This window comes from Cryobacterium sp. AP27 (genome assembly GCF_056680495.1).
This window is the reverse complement of sequence record NZ_CM155285.1, coordinates 314881-335480: the sequence shown is the minus strand read 5'-3', so window position 1 is coordinate 335480 and position 20600 is coordinate 314881. Positions and strand designations below refer to the sequence as shown.

The 20600-nt window shown below is 65.9% G+C and carries 20 protein-coding genes and 1 tRNA gene; 11 read left to right on the top strand and 10 right to left on the bottom strand.

The annotated features are described in order from the left end of the window. Positions 1-149: 149 nt before the first annotated feature. Positions 150-806, top strand: coding sequence for a phosphate signaling complex protein PhoU (phoU, locus tag AC1MB9_RS01650; protein ID WP_479963306.1), 657 nt, complete (start codon positions 150-152; stop codon positions 804-806). Positions 807-883: 77 nt separating this feature from the next. Here the strand turns inward: phoU and AC1MB9_RS01645 are convergent, their stop codons facing one another. The 4 genes from AC1MB9_RS01645 to AC1MB9_RS01630 all read right to left on the bottom strand — a co-directional run bounded on the left by AC1MB9_RS01645 (position 884) and on the right by AC1MB9_RS01630 (position 4021). Further along, entirely contained in the window at positions 884-1633 is a 750-nt protein-coding gene (locus tag AC1MB9_RS01645) for a phosphoglyceromutase (protein WP_479963305.1), read from the bottom strand. Between the two features lie 35 nt (positions 1634-1668). Further along, a complete protein-coding gene (ygfZ, locus tag AC1MB9_RS01640; RefSeq protein WP_479963304.1) occupies positions 1669-2883 on the bottom strand; it encodes a CAF17-like 4Fe-4S cluster assembly/insertion protein YgfZ in 1215 nt (404 codons plus the stop codon). 92 nt (positions 2884-2975) lie between these two features. After that, a complete protein-coding gene (locus AC1MB9_RS01635; protein ID WP_479963303.1) occupies positions 2976-3590 on the bottom strand; it encodes a heme-binding beta-barrel domain-containing protein in 615 nt (204 codons plus the stop codon). A 167-nt stretch (positions 3591-3757) separates the two neighbouring features. After that, a complete protein-coding gene (locus AC1MB9_RS01630) occupies positions 3758-4021 on the bottom strand; it encodes a hypothetical protein (RefSeq protein WP_479963302.1) in 264 nt (87 codons plus the stop codon). Positions 4022-4095: 74 nt separating this feature from the next. Here AC1MB9_RS01630 and AC1MB9_RS01625 point away from each other — a divergent pair, with 74 nt between their 5' ends. From AC1MB9_RS01625 to pstB, 8 genes are all read left to right on the top strand, one after another. Beyond that, positions 4096-4785, top strand: a complete 690-nt coding sequence (locus AC1MB9_RS01625) for a response regulator transcription factor (RefSeq protein ID WP_479963301.1) — start codon at positions 4096-4098, stop codon at positions 4783-4785. Continuing rightward, positions 4760-5644 carry a mycothiol synthase gene (gene mshD, locus AC1MB9_RS01620; RefSeq protein ID WP_479963300.1) on the top strand — a complete coding sequence of 295 codons (885 nt, stop codon included), beginning with the start codon at positions 4760-4762 and terminating at the stop codon, positions 5642-5644. The genes AC1MB9_RS01625 and mshD overlap by 26 nt, the downstream gene beginning before the upstream one ends. A gap of 56 nt (positions 5645-5700) precedes the next feature. Then, positions 5701-7875 (top strand): RNA degradosome polyphosphate kinase, encoded by a 2175-nt coding sequence (locus tag AC1MB9_RS01615; protein WP_479963299.1) that lies wholly within the window; start codon positions 5701-5703, stop codon positions 7873-7875. After that, positions 7872-8807, top strand: a complete 936-nt coding sequence (locus AC1MB9_RS01610) for an NUDIX hydrolase (RefSeq protein ID WP_479963298.1) — start codon at positions 7872-7874, stop codon at positions 8805-8807. The genes AC1MB9_RS01615 and AC1MB9_RS01610 overlap by 4 nt, the downstream gene beginning before the upstream one ends. A gap of 138 nt (positions 8808-8945) precedes the next feature. Further along, entirely contained in the window at positions 8946-10034 is a 1089-nt protein-coding gene (gene pstS, locus AC1MB9_RS01605) for a phosphate ABC transporter substrate-binding protein PstS (protein ID WP_479963297.1), read from the top strand. 135 nt (positions 10035-10169) lie between these two features. After that, positions 10170-11114, top strand: coding sequence for a phosphate ABC transporter permease subunit PstC (gene pstC / locus AC1MB9_RS01600; RefSeq protein ID WP_479963296.1), 945 nt, complete (start codon positions 10170-10172; stop codon positions 11112-11114). Continuing rightward, positions 11114-12202, top strand: coding sequence for a phosphate ABC transporter permease PstA (pstA, locus tag AC1MB9_RS01595; protein ID WP_479963295.1), 1089 nt, complete (start codon positions 11114-11116; stop codon positions 12200-12202). Before pstC ends, pstA begins: the two co-directional genes overlap by 1 nt. A 32-nt stretch (positions 12203-12234) precedes the next feature. After that, the gene (gene pstB, locus AC1MB9_RS01590) at positions 12235-13014 is read left to right on the top strand and encodes a phosphate ABC transporter ATP-binding protein PstB (RefSeq protein WP_479963294.1); all 780 of its coding nucleotides are present in this window, start codon (positions 12235-12237) and stop codon (positions 13012-13014) included. A gap of 33 nt (positions 13015-13047) precedes the next feature. On the opposite strand, the gene AC1MB9_RS01585 is transcribed toward pstB, so the two are convergent. The 4 genes from AC1MB9_RS01585 to AC1MB9_RS01570 all read right to left on the bottom strand — a co-directional run bounded on the left by AC1MB9_RS01585 (position 13048) and on the right by AC1MB9_RS01570 (position 16328). Then, positions 13048-13935 (bottom strand): aminodeoxychorismate lyase, encoded by an 888-nt coding sequence (locus AC1MB9_RS01585; RefSeq protein WP_479963293.1) that lies wholly within the window; start codon positions 13933-13935, stop codon positions 13048-13050. Positions 13936-13983: 48 nt separating this feature from the next. Beyond that, positions 13984-14838, bottom strand: coding sequence for an anti-sigma factor (locus AC1MB9_RS01580; protein ID WP_479963292.1), 855 nt, complete (start codon positions 14836-14838; stop codon positions 13984-13986). Then, complete coding sequence (locus AC1MB9_RS01575; RefSeq protein WP_479963291.1) at positions 14835-15419, bottom strand: sigma-70 family RNA polymerase sigma factor; 585 nt, start codon at positions 15417-15419, stop codon at positions 14835-14837. Before AC1MB9_RS01575 ends, AC1MB9_RS01580 begins: the two co-directional genes overlap by 4 nt. Positions 15420-15698: 279 nt before the next feature. Further along, on the bottom strand, positions 15699-16328 hold the full coding sequence (locus AC1MB9_RS01570; RefSeq protein WP_479963290.1) for a DNA-directed RNA polymerase subunit beta: 630 nt from the start codon (positions 16326-16328) through the stop codon (positions 15699-15701). Between the two features lie 147 nt (positions 16329-16475). On the opposite strand from AC1MB9_RS01570, the gene AC1MB9_RS01565 reads away from it, so the two are divergent. Both AC1MB9_RS01565 and AC1MB9_RS01560 read left to right on the top strand, forming a co-directional pair. Next, positions 16476-16548, top strand: a tRNA-Lys gene (locus AC1MB9_RS01565). Positions 16549-16667: 119 nt separating this feature from the next. Continuing rightward, complete coding sequence (locus AC1MB9_RS01560) at positions 16668-18335, top strand: AMP-binding protein (RefSeq protein ID WP_479963289.1); 1668 nt, start codon at positions 16668-16670, stop codon at positions 18333-18335. Here the strand turns inward: AC1MB9_RS01560 and AC1MB9_RS01555 are convergent. Beyond that, positions 18332-19630, bottom strand: coding sequence for a DUF445 domain-containing protein (locus tag AC1MB9_RS01555; protein WP_479963288.1), 1299 nt, complete (start codon positions 19628-19630; stop codon positions 18332-18334). The two genes, AC1MB9_RS01560 and AC1MB9_RS01555, sit on opposite strands and share 4 nt — an antisense overlap. Before the next feature lie 4 nt (positions 19631-19634). Continuing rightward, positions 19635-20597 (bottom strand): aldose 1-epimerase family protein, encoded by a 963-nt coding sequence (locus tag AC1MB9_RS01550; protein WP_479963287.1) that lies wholly within the window; start codon positions 20595-20597, stop codon positions 19635-19637. Between the last annotated feature and the right edge of the window lie 3 nt (positions 20598-20600).

Here is a 20600-nt window from a genome sequence, read left to right as displayed (position 1 = left end):
GGCGCAGCATACGACCGGTGGACCCTGTACTTTAGAAGAAGTTCAGCTCCCCGGCGTCTCCTGTTCACCTTGGTGCGGCAGAATCGGCCGGGGCCAATGCGGGTCTAAGCCAGGGGCGCCCGGCGCCTGAGAAAGGACCACACACACCCATGCGTGAAGTATTTCAATCCGAGCTTGCCGAGGTGCAGTCGCGCCTCGTCGAGATCTCCCGCCTCGTCGCGATCTCGATCGACAAGGCCACCCGTTCGTTCAATGAGTCCGACGTAGGTCTCGCCGAAGAGGCCATCAGCGAAGACGAGAAAATCGACGAGCTCACGGTCGAACTCGACGAGCTCGCCATCACCATCCTGGCCCGCCAGCAGCCGGTCGCCCGCGACTTGCGCATCGTCGTGAGCGCATTGCGGATCAGCGCCTCGCTCGAGCGGATGGGCGATCTGTCCACCCACATCGCGCAGCTGGCCCGCTACCGATTCCCGGACAAGGCGATTCCGAAGGGACTGCGGGGCACCTTCGCCGAAATGGGCGCCCTCGACGTGGTCATCGCCAGGATGCTCACCGAACTGCTCACGAGCGAGGACATGAAACTCGCCGAAACCATTCGCAACGAGGACGACAAGGTTGACGCTCTGCACCTGAGCGTCTTCGAGGCCGTGCTGGGCGAAAGCTGGAATGGTCTCGCGGCGGACACCGTGGATGCCACCCTCGCGAGCCGGTACCACGAACGCTTCGCGGACCACGCGGTGTCGATCGCCAAGAAGGTGCAGTACCTCGGCACCGGCGCCTGGCATCAGGACATCAACGCCTGACCCGCGGGTCACGACAACGAAGGCCCCGTCAACTGGTGACGGGGCCTTCGTTGTGCGCGTTCACGCCATGGTCATGGCTATTTTTTGCCCTGCGCCGCGACGGCGGCGGCACCGGCTGCTGCCGCTGCCGGGTCCAGGTATTCGCCGGGGCCGAGCGGCATGAGGTCCTCGCCGAGCTTGTAGACGAGCGGGATGCCGGTGGGAATGTTGAGTTCGGCGATGTCAGCGTCGCTGATTCCGTCGAGGTGCTTCACGAGCGCGCGCAGCGAATTGCCGTGCGCGGTCACCAGAACGGTCTGGCCGGTGCGCAGGTCGGCGGTGATATCGGACTCCCAGTAGGGGAGCATCCGCTCGACGACGTCTTTCAGACACTCGGTGCGGGGCAGGTCGTCGCCGAGACCCGCGTAGCGCGGGTCCCCTGCCTGTGACCACTCGTTGTCGTCGGCCAGCACGGGCGGCGGGGTATCGAAGGAACGGCGCCACAGCATGAACTGTTCCTGGCCGTACGTTGCGAGGGTCTCGGCCTTGTCGAGTCCCTGCAACGCGCCGTAGTGACGCTCGTTGAGTCGCCAGGAGCGCTTCACCGGGATCCAGAGACGATCGGCCTCTTCGAGAGCCAGGTTGGCGGTCTGGATCGCGCGGCTGAGCAGGCTCGTGTGCTGAACATCGGGCAGCAGGTTGGCCTCGGCCAGCAACTGACCGGCACGCTTGGCTTCGGCGGTTCCCTGCTCGCTGAGGCGAACATCCACCCAGCCGGTGAACAGGTTCTCCTGGTTCCAGGTGCTTTGGCCGTGGCGGAGGAGGATGAGGGTATAGGGAGCAGGCATAAACCCACTCTAGCGAGTGGGCGCGGCCACCCCGATCAGTGCTGCGGAGTTCGTCCGCCGAGACGCGGCAGCCGCGGAATTTCCGCGACGGACCCCGCGCTCTGCGGAACGATAATCTCCTGGGCGGCCGAGATTGACACGTCCTGCGACGAGACATAGAGAGTGGATGCCGCGGGAATCATCCGCTTCACCACGGCGAGTGCGATCGGTCCGAGTTCGTGGTGGATGGCGCTGGACGTGATGCTACCCACGACGACCCGTTCCGCGTCCCGTTCCGCGTTCTCGGAGGCGTCGGCGGAGGCGGGACGACGGCGGTCGGCCTGTACCGCGTCCCCATGCGCGGGCAGCACGCCCTCCGAGCCGTCCAGGTGCAGCATGACGAGGCGGCGCGGCGGGTGGCCGAGGTTGTGCACCTTGGCCACGCTCTCCTGTCCGCGGTAGCACCCCTTCGTCAGGTGAACGGCGGTCCGCAGCCAGTCCAACTCGTGGGGAAGGGTCTTCTCATCACCCTCCGTGGCGCGTCGGGGGCGCCACGCGGCGATGCGCAGCGCCTCGAGGGCGATCATGCCGGCCGGGACGATTCCCGTCGACGGCGATTGCGCGTTCAGCGCCGCCGTGAGCGCCGGAAGTGACGCGCGCGCCACGAGCATCTCGGCCCACCGCCAGGACGCCCCGGGGTGCTCGGGGGTTTCGGCGTATTGGTAACCCCCGCGCGTCACGCCGGTCCACGGGTCCGTCCAGACGAGCGGCACGCCGTTCGGTGCGGCGGCCGGCACGGCGAGGCCGGCCAGCAGCGCTGCGGGGTCTTCCGCCATCGTGCCGACCGTGGCGTAGCTCAGGGTGAAGTCCACGATCTGCACCCGCAGCATGAATTTCATCTTATCGAGGAATGCCTGCAGGCCGGGAAGTTCCGCCGCTTCGACCAGAAGCCACGTCTGCACCCCGTCGTCCATGACCCGGATCGCGTATTCCAGGCGTCCGCTGGGATCAAGGAGGAGCGTCTCCGTGGACTCCCCCGCCGCGAGGCTGCGCAGCTCCTGGCTGGCGATGGAGTTGAGCCACGTGAGCCGATCGGGTCCGGAGACGCCCAGCACACCGTGGTGGGACAGATCGACGAGGGCCCGGCCGGCGACGAGCGAACGCTGCTCGATCATGGGATTGCCGTAGTGGGCCGCAACCCCGGCATCGATGCCGTCGGCCTGGACCGCACCGTCCAAGCCGAGAAGGGGGGAAATCGCTGGGCTGGTCATTGCTTCTCAATTCTGCCCGGATTCCGTCGAACCGGGCGGGTACTGCTTATTGGTGCAAGCGCGACGACGGCTGCGGTATTCCGGAGACGTCGTCAGTCGACGCGTCCCAGGCGCCCGGAGGCGTGCGTGCGCAGCTCCTGCCCGAGAGCGGCGATATCCCACGCCCACAAGAGGTGATTGTCAACGAGTCCGTACATCCGGGTGGCGGCGGAGTATGCCTTGGCGCCCTCGGTACGCACGACGGCATCGGTTGCCAGGTCGATGCGCGGGCCTTTCACCTGGCCGAGGTACAGCTCGGCGACTCCGCCGGGGTGCGCGAGCACGACCTCGATGTTGAACCCACCGTCGGCGTTGCGCAGGGACTCCACCGCATCGGTCGTGGAGTAGGGCCGGTCGTCCAGTCCCGGGAGCAGGCCAGGCCCGGGATCGGCAGAGAGCTGTGGGCGACTGAGACGCCAATACCCGGTTTCCGTGGCGAGCGGCATCTGCTCGCCGCTCTCGGAGCCGTCTTCCGGTTCGAGCCAGGTGTACGAGCTGTAGTTCAGGTAGGGCAGGCCATCGTGGCTGAAACTGACGCGGTGCCCGAACGTGCGGCTGACCGAGTCGTCGCCGACCTGATACTCCAGCACGCCGGAACCCTCCCAGACGCCCAGGAGCCAGGACAGGGGAACAAGTTCGGACGGCAAGCCAACCGGAAGTTCACGCATGGAGGCTACCGCTGCCCCCGGAACAGCTTGAAGACAACCAACCCGGACACCCAGGCGATAGACAGGCTGGCGAGTCCAAGGAGACCCAGGAAAAGGAGTTCAAGTGCGAGCAGCGACATGCCCACAGTCTAGCGGTCGATCCCCCGGCCGCCAGCCGTCGTCGCGGGTCAGGACAGGTGCATCACGGCAAAGACGAGGGTTGCGACGCCGAGCACGACGACCGCGCCCACGATACTCGCCGTCACGCGCACGACGTACCCTTCCTTCTGGCCGGTCGCCAGTTGCAGGGAAAGGGTGACGAGGGTGCAGGCGGCCAGGGTGAGCCCGACCCACGAGAGCTTGTCGCCCGGGGGCGCACCGAATCCGGTGAGGGTAGCGCCGACAACGGCAAGTACCCAGACTGCCGCAATAGATATCCAGTGCCCGCTCACCGTTCCATTCTGCCTTGCTCCAGGCCGATTGCGCGCGCAGGGTAGGCTGAACCCACGATATTGGGAGGCCCCGCTTGCAGCTGTTGATCCTGACCTCGGCGGTCAACACCGACGTTCTCCCGGCCCTGGCGCTCTTGTCCCACGGCACCCGCGTGATCCCGGCGTCCGCCGATCAGCTCATCACCGCCCCCGATTCCGACATCATCCTTGTCGATGCACGCGCCAATCTCGCGGCAGCGAAGTCGCTGTGCCAGGTGCTGCGCAGCACCGGGTTGTCCGTTCCCCTGGTGCTCGTGATCACCGAGGGCGGGCTCGCCGCGGTGAGTCCCGACTGGGGCGTCGATGACGTCGTGCTCGACTCCGCCGGTCCGGCCGAGGTTGATGCGCGCATGCGTCTGAACGCGGGGCGTGTGTCTCGCAACGAACCGTCCCCCACCATTCGCGCGGCCGGCGTCGTCATCGACGAGGCAAGCTATTCGGCCAAGGTGCACGGAAAACCGCTCGACCTCACGTACAAGGAATTCGAGCTGCTGAGGTTTCTGGCGGCGCACCCGTCGCGGGTGTTCACCCGCGAACAGCTGCTCAGCGAGGTGTGGGGCTACGACTATTTCGGCGGCACGCGCACGGTCGACGTGCACGTGCGCCGGCTACGTGCGAAGCTCGGCGACCAGGAGTCACTCATCGGTACCGTGCGAAACGTCGGGTACCGGTTCAACGTGCATGAGGACAATGATGAACGTGTACCCAATTCCACTCAATCCTGAGCCCCTGACGCTCGTGCCGGTCGAGGCAGCGGATGCCGCGGGTCTGGCCGCGTTCCAGGCCGTTTCCGCCGCCGCCCGCGCAATCGACGGGTACGAACCGTTCAATGAGCAGACCCTGTTCGATGTGCGTGCCGGCAAGCGCACGGCGTATTCGCTCTCGGCGGGGCAGGTTGTGGGGGCGGCCGTGGCGGGCGCCGGGGAAGTCGACCTGGTGGTCGCGCCGACCGCTCGGCGCCGGGGCTACGGACGCAGTGCCCTCGCTTCGATGTTGGAGACCGTGGACGGCGAGGTGACCGCGTGGTCGCACGGCGATCACCCCGGCGCGCGGGCCCTCGCCGCTCGCTTCGGCTTCGAGGCCGTTCGCACGTTGCTCGAACTGAGGATGCCCCTGGGGCCGCAGCCGCTGCATCCGTCGCCGGAGAATTTCGTGATTGACACGTTTCGACCCGACACCGACGCCGCCGAATGGGTCGCCCTGAACGCGCACGTCTTCGCGGCGCATCCGGAACAGGGCGGCGTCACCCTGGCCGACCTTACTGACCGACAAGCCGAACACTGGTTCTTCGCCCCGGACTTTCTGGTGGCCCGAGACCGGGGCGGTCGCATGGTCGGCTACAACTGGCTCAAGGTCGAGGGCGATGTGGGCGAAATCTACGTTCTGGGCGTTCATCCCGACACCGCCGGCGCCGGCCTCGGACGCGCGCTGATGCTCGCCGGCCTGGCGCGCCTCTCTGCTCGCGGATGCACGACAGCGTCCCTGTATGTGGAGGCGGACAGCGTGGGGCCCGTTCACCTCTACCGGTCCCTCGGATTCACCGACCACACCGTCGACGTGCAGTACCGGCGCCCGCCCGTTTAAGAAGATGTTCACTCGGATCGTCGTTCGGTCGGGGTGGAAGCTGGAAGGATAGTGAAATGGACGGCGAAATAACTCAGGCGGATTCCGGACTCGGCAGCGACTTTGACGATGACTTCGACCCGCTCTTCGGTAAGAACGATCCGGCGCTCCCCAGCGACCGGTACCTCGACCGTGAACTCAGCTGGTTGGCTTTCAACCGGCGAGTTCTCGAACTCGCAGAAGACCCGGCGCTTCCCGTTCTCGAACGCGCCAACTTTCTCGCAATCTTCGCGAGCAATCTCGACGAGTTCTTCATGGTGCGCGTCGCCGGCCTCAAGCGCCGCATCCTCACCGGTCTGGCCGTGCCCACCAACGTGGGACGCGCCGCGACCGACGTTCTGAGCGACATTTCCACCCAGGCCCATGCGCTACAGACCCGCCACGCGCTCGCCTTCCAGGAACTCGTGCGGCCCGCCCTTGCCGAGTCCGGTGTGGACGTCGTCGATTGGCAGAGCCTCGGCGACGACGACCGCCGGTCGCTGCGCACGTACTTCTCCAACCAGATCTTCCCGGTGCTGATGCCCCTCGCCGTCGACCCGGCGCACCCGTTTCCGTATATCTCCGGGCTGTCACTGAACCTCGCGGTGCGCGTGCGCAATTCCAAGACCGGCAAGCAGGAATTCGCCCGGCTCAAGGTGCCGCCCATGTTGCCCCGGTTTGTGCGCGTCGACCGCAACGAATCCGTCGACCGTCTGCGCTTCATCGCCCTGGAAGACCTCATCGCCAACCAGCTCGGCGATCTCTTCCCCGGGATGGAAATACTCGAGCACCACGTCTTCCGTGTCACCCGCAACGAAGACGTCGAGATCGACGAGGACGAGACCGAGAACCTCATCAAGGCACTCGAGAAGGAGCTGCTGAGACGCCGCTTCGGCCCGCCCATCCGACTCGAGGTCACCGAGGACATGGACGAGGTCACCCTCGGTCTGCTGGTGAGGGAACTCGACGTCACGGAGCAGGAGGTCTATCACCTGCCCGCTCCCCTCGACCTCGGCGGGCTCTTCGACCTGCGCATCGACCGCCCCGACCTGCACTTTCCGAAGCACGTGCCCACCACGGCCGCCGCCCTGTTGCCGGCGGAACCCAACGCCGAGCCCGATATCTTCACCGCCATCGCGCATGGAGACGTTCTGCTGCACCACCCCTACGAGTCATTCGCGACGAGCGTGCAGGCCTTCCTGGAGCAGGCCGCCGCCGACCCGAACGTGCTCGCCATCAAGCAGACCCTGTACCGCACGTCCGGTGACAGCCCCATCGTGGAGGCGCTCATCGCCGCCGCGGATTCCGGCAAGCAGGTGCTCGCCCTCGTGGAGATCAAGGCACGCTTCGACGAGCAGGCCAACATCAGTTGGGCGCGCAAACTCGAAAAGGCCGGCGTGCACGTTGTGTACGGCCTGGTCGGCTTGAAGACACACTGCAAGCTCGCGCTCGTCGTGCGCTACGAGAAGGGTGTGTTGCGTCACTACAGCCACATCGGCACGGGAAACTACAACCCCAAGACCAGCCGCATCTACGAGGACCTCGGCCTGCTCACCGCCGACCCCCAGGTGGGCAAAGACCTCACCCGGCTCTTCAACGAGCTCTCGGGATACGCGATTGAGAAGAAGTTCAAGCGCCTTCTCGTCGCACCGCTGCACCTGCGCAAGGCCCTGCTCAAGCACATCGCGACCGAGACCGACAACGCGCTGTCCGGCGCCACCAGCGGCATCCGGATCAAGGTCAACTCCATGGTCGATGAAGACATCATTGACGCCCTGTACCGGGCGAGCCAGGCCGGGGTGCGCGTGGACGTGTGGGTGCGCGGTATCTGCAGCCTCAAACCCAACGTTCCCGGCATGAGCGAGAACATTCGTGTTCGCTCTATTCTCGGCCGTTACCTCGAGCATTCGCGCATCTTCTCCTTCCACAACCTCGGCGACACGCAGGTGTACATCGGCAGCGCCGACATGATGCACCGCAACCTCGACCGGCGGGTGGAGGCGCTGGTGCGCCTCATCGACCCGGCGCATCAGATGGAGATCGACGGTCTCTTCGAACGAGCCATGAGCGACCGCACCTCGTCGTGGTGGCTCGACGACACCGGTCACTGGACCCGGCACGACCGGGATGCTGCCGGCGCACCGCTCAGCGACATGCAAAACCGCCTGATGCAACAGATCAGCCAGCGCAAACGCCAGGGAATCCGTCGATGAGCGCGGCGGAAATCTTTGCCGCCGGCGCCGTGTGCTGGCGCCTCGTCGACGGCCGAATGCATGTGTTGCTGATTCACCGCACCGTGCACGGCGACGTCACCATTCCCAAGGGCAAGGTCGACCCGGGCGAGTCCCTCCCGCGCACGGCGGTGCGGGAGGTGAAGGAAGAAACCGGTCTCGACGTCGCCCTGGGTGTGCCGCTGGGAATCTCCCACTACGCCATGCCCGACGGGCGCACGAAGATCGTGCACTATTGGGCCGCGGAGATCACCCCCGAGGCGATTCAGCGGTCGACGTTCGTGCCCAACGCTGAGGTGGCCGCGATTGAATGGGTCACCATCAAGAAGGCCCGCACATACCTGAGTTACCCCGCCGACGTGGAGATTCTCGAGGCCTTCTCCGCGCTCGTGGATGCCGGCATCACGCGTACCTTCGCCCTGATCGCGCTCCGCCACGGCAAAGCCGTTCCGCGCAGCGGGCTGGGGACGGACAGCAAGCGCCCGCTCACAACCCGCGGCGTGCTTCAGGCGGCGAGCGTCGCCGACATGATCACCGCCTGGGGGCCGCAGCGCATCATTTCCAGCACGGCGACGCGGTGCATCACCACCGTCGCGCCGCTCGCCGCGGCGACCGGCATCACCGCGAAGCAGACCGAGCTGATCAGTCAGGACGCATTCGAATCCGGTGAAGCGGACCTGCGCACGGTGATCGGCAAACGCGTGCGGTCCCGGAAGACCGCCGTGCTGTGCAGCCACGGCCCCGTTCTTCCCGAGATCATGCGCGAAATCGGCCTGGCGACCGGCAGCACCCCACACGCGGAACTGGCCGACGCCGGGAACCTTGACACCGGAGCGTTCTCCATCGTGCATCTGTCCAGCGAAAACCCCAGTGCCGGGATCATCGCGATCGAGAGGCATTCACCGCGGCCCTAGGCGCTTCCCGTTCATCTGCCGTTCACCGGCAGGATGGCCTCCCGTTAATCGTCCTCCCTATATTCGCTTGAGGGTCGGCACCGACCCGCACCGAGCACTGTTCTGATTTGCACCCGATTTGCCCTGAAAGGGATCCCCGTGAACTTTAAGCGTTTTGGCCGACCCGCGGTCATCGCCGTCGTCGCAGCACTCGCCCTGTCCTCCTGCGCAGCAAACGAAGGCGGATCGGCAGACACCGCCTCCGACAGCACCCTCAGCGGCACCATGAACGCCGGAGGCGCCTCCTCCCAGCAGGCCGCCCAGGAAGCGTGGATCGCCACCTTCCAGACGAACAACCCCGACGTCACCATCAACTACGATCCCTCCGGTTCCGGTGCGGGTCGCGAAGCCTTCATCGCCGGCGGCTCCGCCTTCGCCGGGTCTGACTCCTTCCTGAAAGACGACGAGCTCGCCGGGGAATTCGGTTCCTGCGCCGTCGATACCAAGGCCGTCGACCTTCCCGTCTACATCTCGCCGATCGCCGTGATCTTCAATGTTGAGGGCGTCTCCGACCTCAACATGGACGCCGAGACGCTCGCCAAGATCTTCAAGGGCGATATCACCTCGTGGGACGATGCAGCCATCGTCGCCCTCAACCCGGATGCGACCCTGCCGTCCACCGCGATCACCGCGGTTCACCGCTCGGACGACTCCGGAACCACGAAGAACTTCACGGACTACCTGAACCAGAACGCCCCCGACGTGTGGAGCGAATCCGCGGCAGACCCGTTCCCGTACCAGTCGGGTGAGGGCGCCCAGGGCACCTCCGGAGTCGTCAGCGCCGTGACGAACGGCGTCGGCACCATCGGATACGCCGACGCGTCCCAGGCCGGGGACCTCGGCGTTGCCAAGCTCAAGGTCGGCGACTCCTTCGTGCAGTACTCGGCAGAGGCCGCAGCCGAGGTTGTTGCGGGTTCGCCCGCCGTCGACGGTCGCGAAGCCAACGACCTCGCGCTCAACCTCAACCGCAAGACGACGAATGCGGCCGAGTACCCCCTCGTGCTCGTGAGCTACGCCGTGGTCTGCACCGAATATGCTGACCCGGCCGTCGCCGAGCTCGTCAAGGCCTACGTCGGCTTCATGGCAAGCGCCGAGGGACAGGCCGAGGCCGCCGACAAGGCCGGCGCCGCACCGCTGTCCACCGAGCTGCAGGACAAGGTCGCCGCCGTGATCGAGACCATCAAGTAATACCGCTTCACCAGCTGCCCGGCCGGCCCTCGCATTGCATGCGAGGGCCGTGCCGGGCAAACTGAGGTTATCGGCCGAACCAGTCAGCCGCACCTCTTCGACAGGTTCGACCACAGATTCAGGGAGATGTCCGGCATGACGACCGTAGTTGCCGCCACCACGATCAAGGCCAGACAGCGACCCGGCGACCGAATTTTCTCGGGCGCCTCCGTCGTGGCGGGAAGCCTCATTCTCGCCGTGCTCGCCATGGTCGCGCTTTTCCTGCTCTGGCAGAGCCTGCCCGCGTTCACCGCCCCGGCCGAGGAATTCGGCGGCGACATCACCAACTTCTGGCAATACGTCGGACCGTTCGTCTTCGGCACGCTCTGGTCGGCCGCCCTGGCTCTTCTGATGGCCGTTCCCGTCGCCATCGGCATAGCGCTGTTCATCTCGCACTACGCCCCGCGCAAGCTCGCCCAGGGCCTCGGCTACCTGATCGATCTGCTCGCCGCCGTGCCGTCCGTGGTCTTCGGCCTCTGGGGCATCGGCGTGCTCGCGCCCCTCGTGCAGCCCTTCTATGCGACTCTCGTGGACTGGTTGGGCTGGATGGTGCTGTTCGAAGGGCCGGTCTCTGGAACGGGACGAACCATCTTCACGGTGGCGATCGTGCTCGCCGTGATGATCCTGCCCATCATCACCGCCATCTGCCGTGAGATCTTCCTGCAGACTCCCCTCCTGCACGAGGAGGCCGCGTTGGCGCTCGGTGCCACCCGCTGGGAAATGATCAAGATGGCCGTTCTCCCCTTCGGCCGCGCCGGAATCATCTCCGCCGCGATGCTCGGCCTCGGCCGGGCCCTCGGCGAGACCATGGCCGTGGCCATGGTGCTCTCCCCCAGCCCCCAGGTCATCTTCCAGCTGCTCACCTCCCAGAACCCCACGACGATCGCGGCCAACATCGCTCTGAACTTTCCCGAGTCGCACGGCATTGGCGTCAATATTCTTCTCGCCACCGGCCTCGTGCTCTTCGTGGTCACCCTGATCGTGAATATGGCCGCTCGCGTCGTCATCAACCGCCGTAAGGCATTCTCGGGAGCCAACTGATGAGCAACACCACGGCGGCCCGCCCGTTGACCAATTCCCTCACCGCCGGCAAACTGCCGAGGAATTCACCGATGTGGATGCTGCTCGCGAGCTGGCTTGTCGCGGGCCTCTTCTTCGTCGTGCTGAATATCTCCGGTGCCACCGACGGCTTCAACGTGATCGGGACCATCGTCACCGGCGCGATTGTGTACTGCATCGCCATCTATGTCTTCTCCCGGGCCGTCGAGGGCGGCCGCAAGGCCACGGACCGGCTTGTCACGGCCCTGGTGACCGGTGCGTTCGTCATCGCGCTGATCCCGCTCGTCTCCCTCGTCGGCACGACCGTGATCAACGGCCTCCCGGGGGCCCTCACCCCCACCTTCTTCACCTCGTCCCTGCGCAACGTGGTGGGTGAGGGCGGCGGCGCGCTGCACGCCATCATGGGCACGCTCCTGGTCACCGGCAGCGCAACGCTGATCTCGGTACCCATCGGGCTGCTCGCCGCCATCTACCTCGTGGAATACGGTCGTGGTCGACTCGCGAAGGGCATCACGTTCTTCGTCGATGTCATGACCGGCATCCCCTCCATCGTGGCGGGCCTCTTTGCCTTCGCCCTGTTCTCGTTGATCTTCAACGACCCGGGCATCCGCTTCGGTTTCGGCGGCTCGATTGCCCTCGCCGTGCTCATGATCCCCGTGGTGGTGCGTTCGAGTGAAGAGATGCTCAAGCTCGTTCCGAACGAGCTGCGGGAGGCCGCCTTCGCGCTCGGGGTTCCGAAGTGGCTGACCATTCTCAAGGTCGTGCTGCCGACATCCATCGCCGGGATCGTCACCGGAATCATGCTGTCGATCGCCCGGGTCATCGGTGAAACGGCCCCGCTGCTCATCGTCGCCGGCTTCACATCAAGCATGAACTACGATCTGTTCAGCGAGCGGATGATGACCCTCCCGGTCTTCGTGTACACGCAGTACGCGAACCAGGGAGCCGATTTCCAGGCGTACGTCGACCGGGCGTGGGCCGGGGCGCTCACGCTGATCGTAATCGTGATGGTGCTCAACGGTCTGGCTCGCCTGATCGCCAAGATCTTCTCCCCGAAGTTCAGCCGCTAACTTTTTTCTGTACCAAACCGTGAAAGGGACATATGTCCAAGCGCATTGAAGTTGCCGACCTCAACGTTTACTACAGCAATTTTCTGGCCGTCGAGGGCGTCTCGCTCGTCATTGAGCCGCGCACCGTGACCGCCCTGATCGGACCCAGCGGTTGCGGCAAGTCCACGTTCATCCGGACCCTCAACCGCATGCACGAGGTCATCCCCGGCGCCCGTGTGGAGGGTGAGGTGCTGATCGACGGCAACAACCTCTACGGCCCCGGCGTCGACCCGGTGCTGGTGCGCCGGCAGGTGGGCATGGTGTTCCAGCGCCCGAACCCGTTCCCCACCATGTCGATTCAGGACAATGTGCTCGCCGGTGTGAAACTCAACAACCGTCGCATGAGCAAGAGCGACGCCGACGGACTCACCGAGCAGTCGCTGCGCGGAGCCAACCTGTGGAACGAGGTCAAGGACCGGCTCGATCGCCCCGGTTCCGGGCTGTCCGGCGGCCAGCAGCAGCGCCTGTGCATCGCCCGGGCGATCGCCGTGGCGCCCGACGTGATCCTGATGGACGAGCCGTGCTCGGCGCTGGACCCGATCTCCACCCTCGCCATCGAGGACCTGATCGAAGAGATGAAGGCGCAGTACACGATCGTCATCGTGACGCACAACATGCAGCAGGCATCGCGGGTGTCGGACCGCACCGCGTTCTTCAACATCGCCGGTACGGGCAAACCGGGAAAACTCGTGGAGTACGACGACACCACGACGATCTTCTCCAACCCGCGCGAGCAGTCCACCGAAGACTACGTCTCCGGTCGCTTCGGGTAACCGGTCACGGCGCGCGCCAGGGCCCGGCCGTGCCTACGCGGTGCGGCCGAGCAGGTAGGCGTTGATGGCCGCGGTCAGTTCAGCGTCGGTTCGCATCGCCTGCCCGTCCACGGCCGTCACCGCGACGGCGAGACGCACGCTGGAGACGAGCCAGGCGGCATCCGCGTTCCGCAGCTCGCTGAGCGGCACGTCCCGGTATTCGACCTGCTCGCCCCGCGACTGCAGGTAGTCGAAGAGGCTCTGCTGCGTGGTGCCGTGCAGGATGGCGCCGCTCGGGGCCGGCGTGACGTACGTGCCGCCGGTTCGCAGCACAACGCTCGACGTGGGACCCTCCATCACGTAGCCGTCCGTGGTGACAAAGATGGTGTCGTCGGCGCCGCGGCGCCGGGCTTCCCGCAGCGCGGCCATGTTGATGGCGTAGCTGAGCGTTTTCGCGCCCATGAGCAGCCACGGTGCGCGCTCGGCGACGCCCTTCGGATACCCACGGTCCAGGGTGACGACGCGGACGCCGTTCTCCCGCACCTGCCGAAAATCCGTCGCCGTCGTGGCATGCAGCCATGCGGTGGGCGCCGGCCCGGATTCGACACCGCGGCTGAGCACGAATTTGAGGGCGAGTTCGCCCTCGTGTGGAATCCGGGCGACGGCGTAGGCGATTGCGGCGCGCCACTGCGCCGGGTTCGGCACCGGCAGGTCGCAGATCTCGGCGGAGTTGCGCAGGCGGGCGATGTGCGGCTCCACCTCCTGCGGATGCCCGTTGACGACGCTGAGCGTTTCGAAGATGCCGTCGCCGCGTTGCGTGCTGAGCTCCCCGACCCGTAAGGCAGGAGCGGCCGAATCCATCTCGTGGAACGTATCGTCGAAGGAGCTGCGCGGATCGTCGACGGGGACCGGGTCGATCAGCAGGGTGAAGGGAAGACTCATGTTGCGAGCATAATGTGCCTGCCGATCGACCGGCACGATCGGCGTCCGTTAGGAGCTTTGGAACGCCACAATCGGATCCGTCGTCGGCTGCGTGGAGCCGCCGCGAGGCTCCACCGTGATGCCGACCGTGTCGCCGGCGTGCATTGCACCGTCGAGGACCCGCCACGCGGTTCCACTGCCGGTTGAGTCGAACGTTCCCGCCGGGGCCGCGCCGGCCGCGTTGATGTACCAGAGCTGGTAGTCCTGGTCGTTGCCGAGCGCGGGCAGGTCCTGGACCAGCACGGCGGACCGGCCCAGGGAATTCGACCAGACGAGGGTGGCGGAGTGACCGTCCGATGTGGTGGTCGCGGCCCGCTGGGTGTCGGCGGCCGCGGTGATCTGCACCATACCGGCGGCCTGCTGCTCCACGAACTGGTTGTCGTTGAACGCCTGCCCGGCGAACGTGCCACCGACGAACAGCACGACAGCGGCCGCAGCGGCCAGCAATATCTGGGTCGGGCGCTGGAACCACCGCTTCTGGGCGCGTGCGGCTGCCGTGCCGGCGTGCGGCGAAGGCTCGGCAGCGGCAGCGGGACCTTCGGCAGGTTCCTCGGCAGGTGCGGGAATCGTGGGAACGCTTTGCGGCGGAGGTACAGCGGCGGGCGCAGCCGCCACCGGCGCGAGCTGCGGCGTAGACGCGAGCTTCGCCATGATGCTCGACCGCAGCGCGGCCGAGGGCTGCACGGGCTCTGCGGCAAGCCCCAGCGCCGCGGCCGTCTCGCTCAGCTCGTGCGCTTCGGCCCGAGCCGACGCTGATCTCTCGAGGTACGTCTCGACATCGGCCTTCTCGTCAGCGCTGAGCGCGTTCAGGGCGTACGCGCCGGTGAGGTCAGCGGCGTTGTTGTCTTCGCGGGAGCCGGTCATGACGCCACGCCCAGTTCGTCGCGCAACCGGATCAAGCCGTCGCGTAGTCGGGTTTTGACGGTGCCCAGGGGGATCTCAAGCATGCCGGCGACTTCATTGTGCGTGTATCCGCCGTAGTACGCCAGGCTCACCGCCTGTCGCTGCAGCTGCGTCAGTCTCGACATTGCCTTCTCCACCCTTTCATGTTCGATCCGAACCTCTACGGTTTCGGCAACGTGATCGTAGGCAACCGCGAGGTCGCGGATACCGATCTTGGAATCTCGATCACGCCCCGCTTGCGACGACCGAATTCGGTCGACCGCGCGTCGGTGTGCCATGGTCATGATCCAGGTGGATGCTCCACCACGAGTTGCCTCGTACCGCGTCGCCGTCTGCCAAATCTCCAGAAAGATCTCCTGGGTCACTTCTTCCGACTGCGCATGGTCGATCAGGAGGCGCTTGACCAAGCCAAGCACCCGGGGGGCGACCTGGTCATACAGCTCTCCGAATGCCAATTCGTCGCCCAGCGCCACCCGTGCCAGCAGCTCCTCCTTGGTGAGAGGGTCCACCGACGAGTCGTCGAGGTTTAAATCAGTAGTCATAAGACCAAGCATGTCAGGGTCATTCCCTTTCCATGATGAGGGTTCGGTACCGAGTCCCACATGGATTGGTCAGTGACAGGAGAATTGTCGAGGCAAGCGCGCACAGGTGAGGCCGGGCCGCAGAGCACCTCTCGGCGCGAGGCCGCTCGAAGCGGCGAATAATGGAACCCGGGATTACTGCGGCCCGACCAGGTTCCAGTGTAATCCAAATCCACGAAATCCAAAGTGCGTGCCGGCACCGACAGACACCGGTCAGGTTTCGGGCCGGAGTGCGGAGAACTACTCGAGCGACTCGCTGCGCCACAAGCGGGCGCATGCCGAGAATTCCGCCGCGGTCGTCGAAAACCGGAGGGCGCGGGTGGTCAGCTCCGAGGACCGCGCGGATTCGGTCTGCTCGAAGTCATCGGCCACGCTCGTGCATCCGGTGGCGGTCACCCGGCAATACGCGGCCGCTCTCTCCAGCGCCACCGCAAAGTCGCCGGTGAACATACCGCGCAGGATCTCATCGGCGAGCGCGATGATCTCAACCGGGCCGGTGGGGATGGCCGCCCCCGCGACCACGTGATCGATTGTTCGGGCCAGATCGATGCCGCGCTGATAGAGATAGGCCGTTTCTTCCGGGTCCTGGCGGATCAGCAGCCGAATGAGATAGATCCGCCAGAGCGCGCCCGGCAGGCTTCGCGGGGTTGCCCGGGACCACAGTTCGGCGACCGCGTCGATGCCGTTCTCGTCCGTGTAGGAGACCAGCCGCTCGACCGTGGCCGGGTCCGGATCCGAGCGCACCCGGGTGAGCAGGGCCTGGGCGGTCTCATGGGCGACGCGACTGATCGCGGCGGGATCCTCCCCGCCCTGGAACGCCTCGAATTTGCTTCCGGAGAAGTGTGTGGGTTTGTGGAAATTGTCGGCCAAGGGGTCCTCCCGTCTCTGTGCACTCGTATTGTGGCGCAACTTGGCGCCGTGACTGTCCCGCAAATTGGGGCAAAATGGCGCGGAATCGGCCGCTCTCAACGCTACCCAGAAAAGCGCGCCGCAAATCCACGATAGATTGGTGTTTGCGGGCCTCTAGCTCAGTTGGTAGAGCAAAGGACTTTTAATCCTTGGGTCGTCGGTTCGAGCCCGACGGGGCCCACAAATGTATGTGCGGGAGCTGGGCGCGGGAACGATTGGCCGCGACCCAGCCGAACTTGGTACGGTGCACGTTGTCGGCCCCTGATTCACGGCCGTCCACCGTGATCAAAGGAGATCCCCATGCTGTCGTACTCTCAATCTCCCTCGGACCAGGCGCTGCTGGAGTGCACGATAGGCGATCATTTTGAACGCATGGTGCAACGGTTTCCGCAGCGCGACGCCCTCATCGAGGTCGCCAGCGGCCGCCAATGGACGTACTCCGAGCTGAATTCGGTCATCGACCGGTTCGCCCTGGGACTGCTGGCCCTCGGCATCGAGCGCGGCGACCGGGTGGGCATCTGGTCCCCGAATTGCGCCGAGTGGACCGTGATCCAGTACGCGACCGCCAAGATCGGCGCGATTCTCGTGAATGTGAATCCCGCATTCCGAGTTGTCGAGCTGGAGTATGTGATCCGGCAGTGCGGCATGCGCATGCTCATCTCGGCGCCGTCCGACAAGAACAGCGAATACACCAGCATGGCCCGCGACGCCCTCGCGAGCTGTTCGGAATTGCGCGAACTCGTCTTCATCGGCGACGGTGACATCACGGTCCAGTCCGGCGAGTTCGGTTACGCCACCGTGCTCGACGCCGGCCGGGATCTCTCACCGCTCGATCTACGTGACCGTATGGGGGAACTCAGCTCCGCCGACCCGATCAACCTGCAGTACACATCCGGCACGACGGGTTTCCCCAAGGGCGCCACGCTGACCCACCGCAACATCCTGAACAACGCCTTCTTCATCGGTGAGCTGCTTCATTACACGGAGCACGACCGCGTCGTGCTCCCGGTGCCCTTCTACCACTGCTTCGGCATGGTCATCGGCAACCTGAATATATACGCGCATGGCGCCGCGGCGATCATTCCGGGGCGTGGCTTCACCGCATCCGCTGTTCTGCGTGCGGTGCAGGACCACCGCGGAACCTCGCTCTACGGCGTGCCGACCATGTTCATGGCCGAGCTGGCCCTGCCGGACTTCGGCGACTACGACCTGTCGACCCTGCGAACCGGTGTGATGGCCGGATCCACCTGCCCTGTTGCCGTGATGAATCGGGTGATCGACGAGATGAACATGGTGGATGTGGCCATTTGCTACGGCATGACAGAGACCTCCCCCGTGTCGACGATGACCCACAGTGATGACACGATCGAACGCCGCACCAGCACCGTGGGACGCACCATGCCTCACCTGGAGAACAAGATCGTGGATCCGTTGACCGGACATACCCGCGCACGCGGCGAGATCGGCGAGCTGTGCACGCGGGGGTACAGCGTGATCTCCGGGTACTGGAACGAGCCGGAGAAGACGCGGGAGGCCATCGACGGCGAGGGCTGGATCCACACGGGCGACCTCGCGACGATGGACGCCGATGGCTACATCACGGTCGAGGGGCGAATCAAGGACATGGTCATTCGTGGGGGTGAGAACATCTACCCGCGCGAGATCGAGGAGTTCCTGTTTCGGCACCCGTCCATCCGCGACGTGCAGGTGATCGGTGTTCCCGACGAGAAGTACGGCGAAGAGCTGATGGCGTGCATCATCCTCGAGCCGGGTGTCGACGAGTTGACCGCCGCTGAACTCGCCGAGTTCTGCCACGGACGCCTCGCGCACTTCAAGGTGCCCCGCTTCACCGATATTCGCGAGAGTTTTCCGCTGACCGTCTCGGGGAAGGTACGCAAGATCGACATGCGCGACGAGGCTATCGCACGCCTCGCCGTGAGCGTGGAGTCGGAGCAGACGATCGTCTAGAACAGCGCCGACACGGCGCGCGCGATCGCAAAAATGGCGAGCCCGGCGAGCGCCCCCACGATGGTGCCGTTGATGCGGATGAACTGCAGGTCCCGACCCACCTGCAATTCGATTTTCGCGCTCGTCTCCGCCGAGTCCCACCTTGCAACGGTTTCCTCGATGACGCCGGCGATTTCGTGCCCGTAGTTCTGAACGAGCGTCGTGACCGACTCCACGAGCCACCGGTCGATGCGCGCACCGAGGGCGCCGTCGTGCTCCAGCCGCGAGCCGAAATCGACCAGGGTGTCGCGAATCCCGATGCGCACCGCACTCCCGGGCTCCCCCAGCGCCTCGAGCAGTGACGCCTTCACCGACTCCCAGGTCTCCCCCGCGAATTCGCGCAGCCGAGGGCTGTCGAGCAGCGCCATCTTGAGCGTCTCCACCCGCTGGATCATCACCGGCTCGTGCTGCAGGTCGCTCATGATCTCACCCAGGTAGCGGTCGATGGCGTGCCGCACCGGATGCTCCGGCTGAGCCCGCACGCCCTCCACGAAGGCGATCACCTCGCGGTACGCCCGGTCGTCAACGAGTTTGTCGATGAATCCGGGCATCCAGCTGGGCAGCCGAGCGGACACGGCCCGTCCGAAGGCTTCCGGGTGGGCGCGCAGCCACGCGTCGGCGCGGTCGAGGAGCAGGTCGACGCCGGCATGCTGTTGACCGCTGTCGACGAGCCGTTCCCCGACCCGGCCGAGGCTCGGGCCCCATTCGGGCACCATCAGGTGTTCCCGCGCAAGGGACTCGATCAGGTTTTTGATCGCGTCATCGTCGAGCAGTTCGAGGACGCCGCGCGCCCCGGTGGCCAGTTCATCGGTGAACCGCTCCGCGTTGCGCGGCGCCGCGAGCCAGGAGCCGGCGCGGCGGGAAATGCCCACCGATTCAAGTTTTTCCCGAACCACGGATTCAGCGAGAAAGTTCGTCTCGACGAATTCGCCGAGGCTGGCACCGATCTCGTTCTTGCGGGTGGCGATGATGTTGGTGTGCGGAATGCGCAGTCCGAACGGGTAGCGGAACAGCGCCGTGACGGCAAACCAGTCGGCGATGGCGCCGACCATTCCGCCCTCCGCGGCCGCGCGCACGTAGGCCAGCCACGGGTAGAGGTCCTGCAGGGCAAACGACACCGTGAAGATCACCGCCATGAGCACGAGCAGCCCGCCCGCGAGCCGTTTCATGCCGGTGAGCGCTCGGCTGCGTTTCAGGTCCTGCGGCGACAGGCCGACGGCAGCCGCTTCCCGGGCGGCGCGGGTGGTGGTAATCACCGGCTCAGGACGTGAAACCGGCGTGGCGGATGCCCCAGCGCACGCTCCACGTTTCGCCGGGGGCGAGCCAACGCAGGCCCGCGCCCGAGTTGAAGGCGTCGGCCGGTGCGGTCATCGGCTCGATCGCCACGGCCTGCCCGGTCACGGCCGCGTCGCCGCCCTCGGCGTGGGGGCCGCTTCGGGCGGGGAAGGTCCGCGGTGTGAAAACCTGCACGTAGCGCATGTTCTCGTCGCCCCACAGGGTGAGCGAGCGACCATCGGGGGACGTGAGGGAGTGCTCGCCCCGGCCGCCCGGGGTCGGTACGCCGCCGAAGCCGTCGTCGAGGTCAAGATCTCCGACACGCACGCCCTGACGCAGGTCGAAGCGGGTACCGTCCACGGCGGACTCCCCCACGGGATTCAGGCGATCGTCCACGTCAATGTGCGTCTCGGCGGACACCCGCACCACGAGGTCGCTGGTGGGGACGTCGCCGATCTTCAGGTACGGATGTGCGCCGACGGCGACCGGGGCGTCCGCTTCGCCCGTGTTCTGCAGGGTGTGCGTGACCTCCATCCCGTCTTCGACGAGGGCGTAGGTAACCTCCGTCTCCACCTGGAACGGGTAGCCCGACTGCGCGAATATCGTGGCGCCGAGGGTGACGGCCGAACTTGTGCGCGACACCAGGCGGTAGGGAGCAAAGCGCAGCAAACCGTGGATCGCGTTGGACCGTGCCGGCTCCGTGACGGCGAGCTGATGGTGCACGGCGCCCTGCGACCAGACACCATCGCGGATGCGGTTCGGCCAGGGGACGAGCACAATGCCCGCACCCATCGGCGGCTGCACCTCGGGAGGAAAATACTCCACCAAATCTATGCCGCTCACGGCATACGACCGCAGGCCGGCGGCGACCTCGGTGATCGTCGCCCGCGCGCGTCCATTGGGGCCGTCGGCCATCAGTTCGAATTGTGTTCCCGTTGCTGCTCGCATGGG

Bases quoted from the DNA above. Each gene is read 5' to 3' on its own strand.
- phoU (WP_479963306.1), top strand. From the start codon at position 150: ATGCGTGAAGTATTTCAATCCGAGCTTGCCGAGGTGCAGTCGCGCCTC.
- AC1MB9_RS01645 (WP_479963305.1), bottom strand. From the start codon at position 1,633: ATGCCTGCTCCCTATACCCTCATCCTCCTCCGCCACGGCCAAAGCACC.
- ygfZ (WP_479963304.1), bottom strand. From the start codon at position 2,883: ATGACCAGCCCAGCGATTTCCCCCCTTCTCGGCTTGGACGGTGCGGTC.
- AC1MB9_RS01635 (WP_479963303.1), bottom strand. From the start codon at position 3,590: ATGCGTGAACTTCCGGTTGGCTTGCCGTCCGAACTTGTTCCCCTGTCC.
- AC1MB9_RS01615 (WP_479963299.1), top strand. From the start codon at position 5,701: ATGGACGGCGAAATAACTCAGGCGGATTCCGGACTCGGCAGCGACTTT.
- AC1MB9_RS01610 (WP_479963298.1), top strand. From the start codon at position 7,872: ATGAGCGCGGCGGAAATCTTTGCCGCCGGCGCCGTGTGCTGGCGCCTC.
- pstC (WP_479963296.1), top strand. From the start codon at position 10,170: ATGACGACCGTAGTTGCCGCCACCACGATCAAGGCCAGACAGCGACCC.
- pstA (WP_479963295.1), top strand. From the start codon at position 11,114: ATGAGCAACACCACGGCGGCCCGCCCGTTGACCAATTCCCTCACCGCC.
- pstB (WP_479963294.1), top strand. From the start codon at position 12,235: ATGTCCAAGCGCATTGAAGTTGCCGACCTCAACGTTTACTACAGCAAT.
- AC1MB9_RS01585 (WP_479963293.1), bottom strand. From the start codon at position 13,935: ATGAGTCTTCCCTTCACCCTGCTGATCGACCCGGTCCCCGTCGACGAT.
- AC1MB9_RS01580 (WP_479963292.1), bottom strand. From the start codon at position 14,838: ATGACCGGCTCCCGCGAAGACAACAACGCCGCTGACCTCACCGGCGCG.
- AC1MB9_RS01575 (WP_479963291.1), bottom strand. From the start codon at position 15,419: ATGACTACTGATTTAAACCTCGACGACTCGTCGGTGGACCCTCTCACC.
- AC1MB9_RS01560 (WP_479963289.1), top strand. From the start codon at position 16,668: ATGCTGTCGTACTCTCAATCTCCCTCGGACCAGGCGCTGCTGGAGTGC.
- AC1MB9_RS01550 (WP_479963287.1), bottom strand. From the start codon at position 20,597: ATGCGAGCAGCAACGGGAACACAATTCGAACTGATGGCCGACGGCCCC.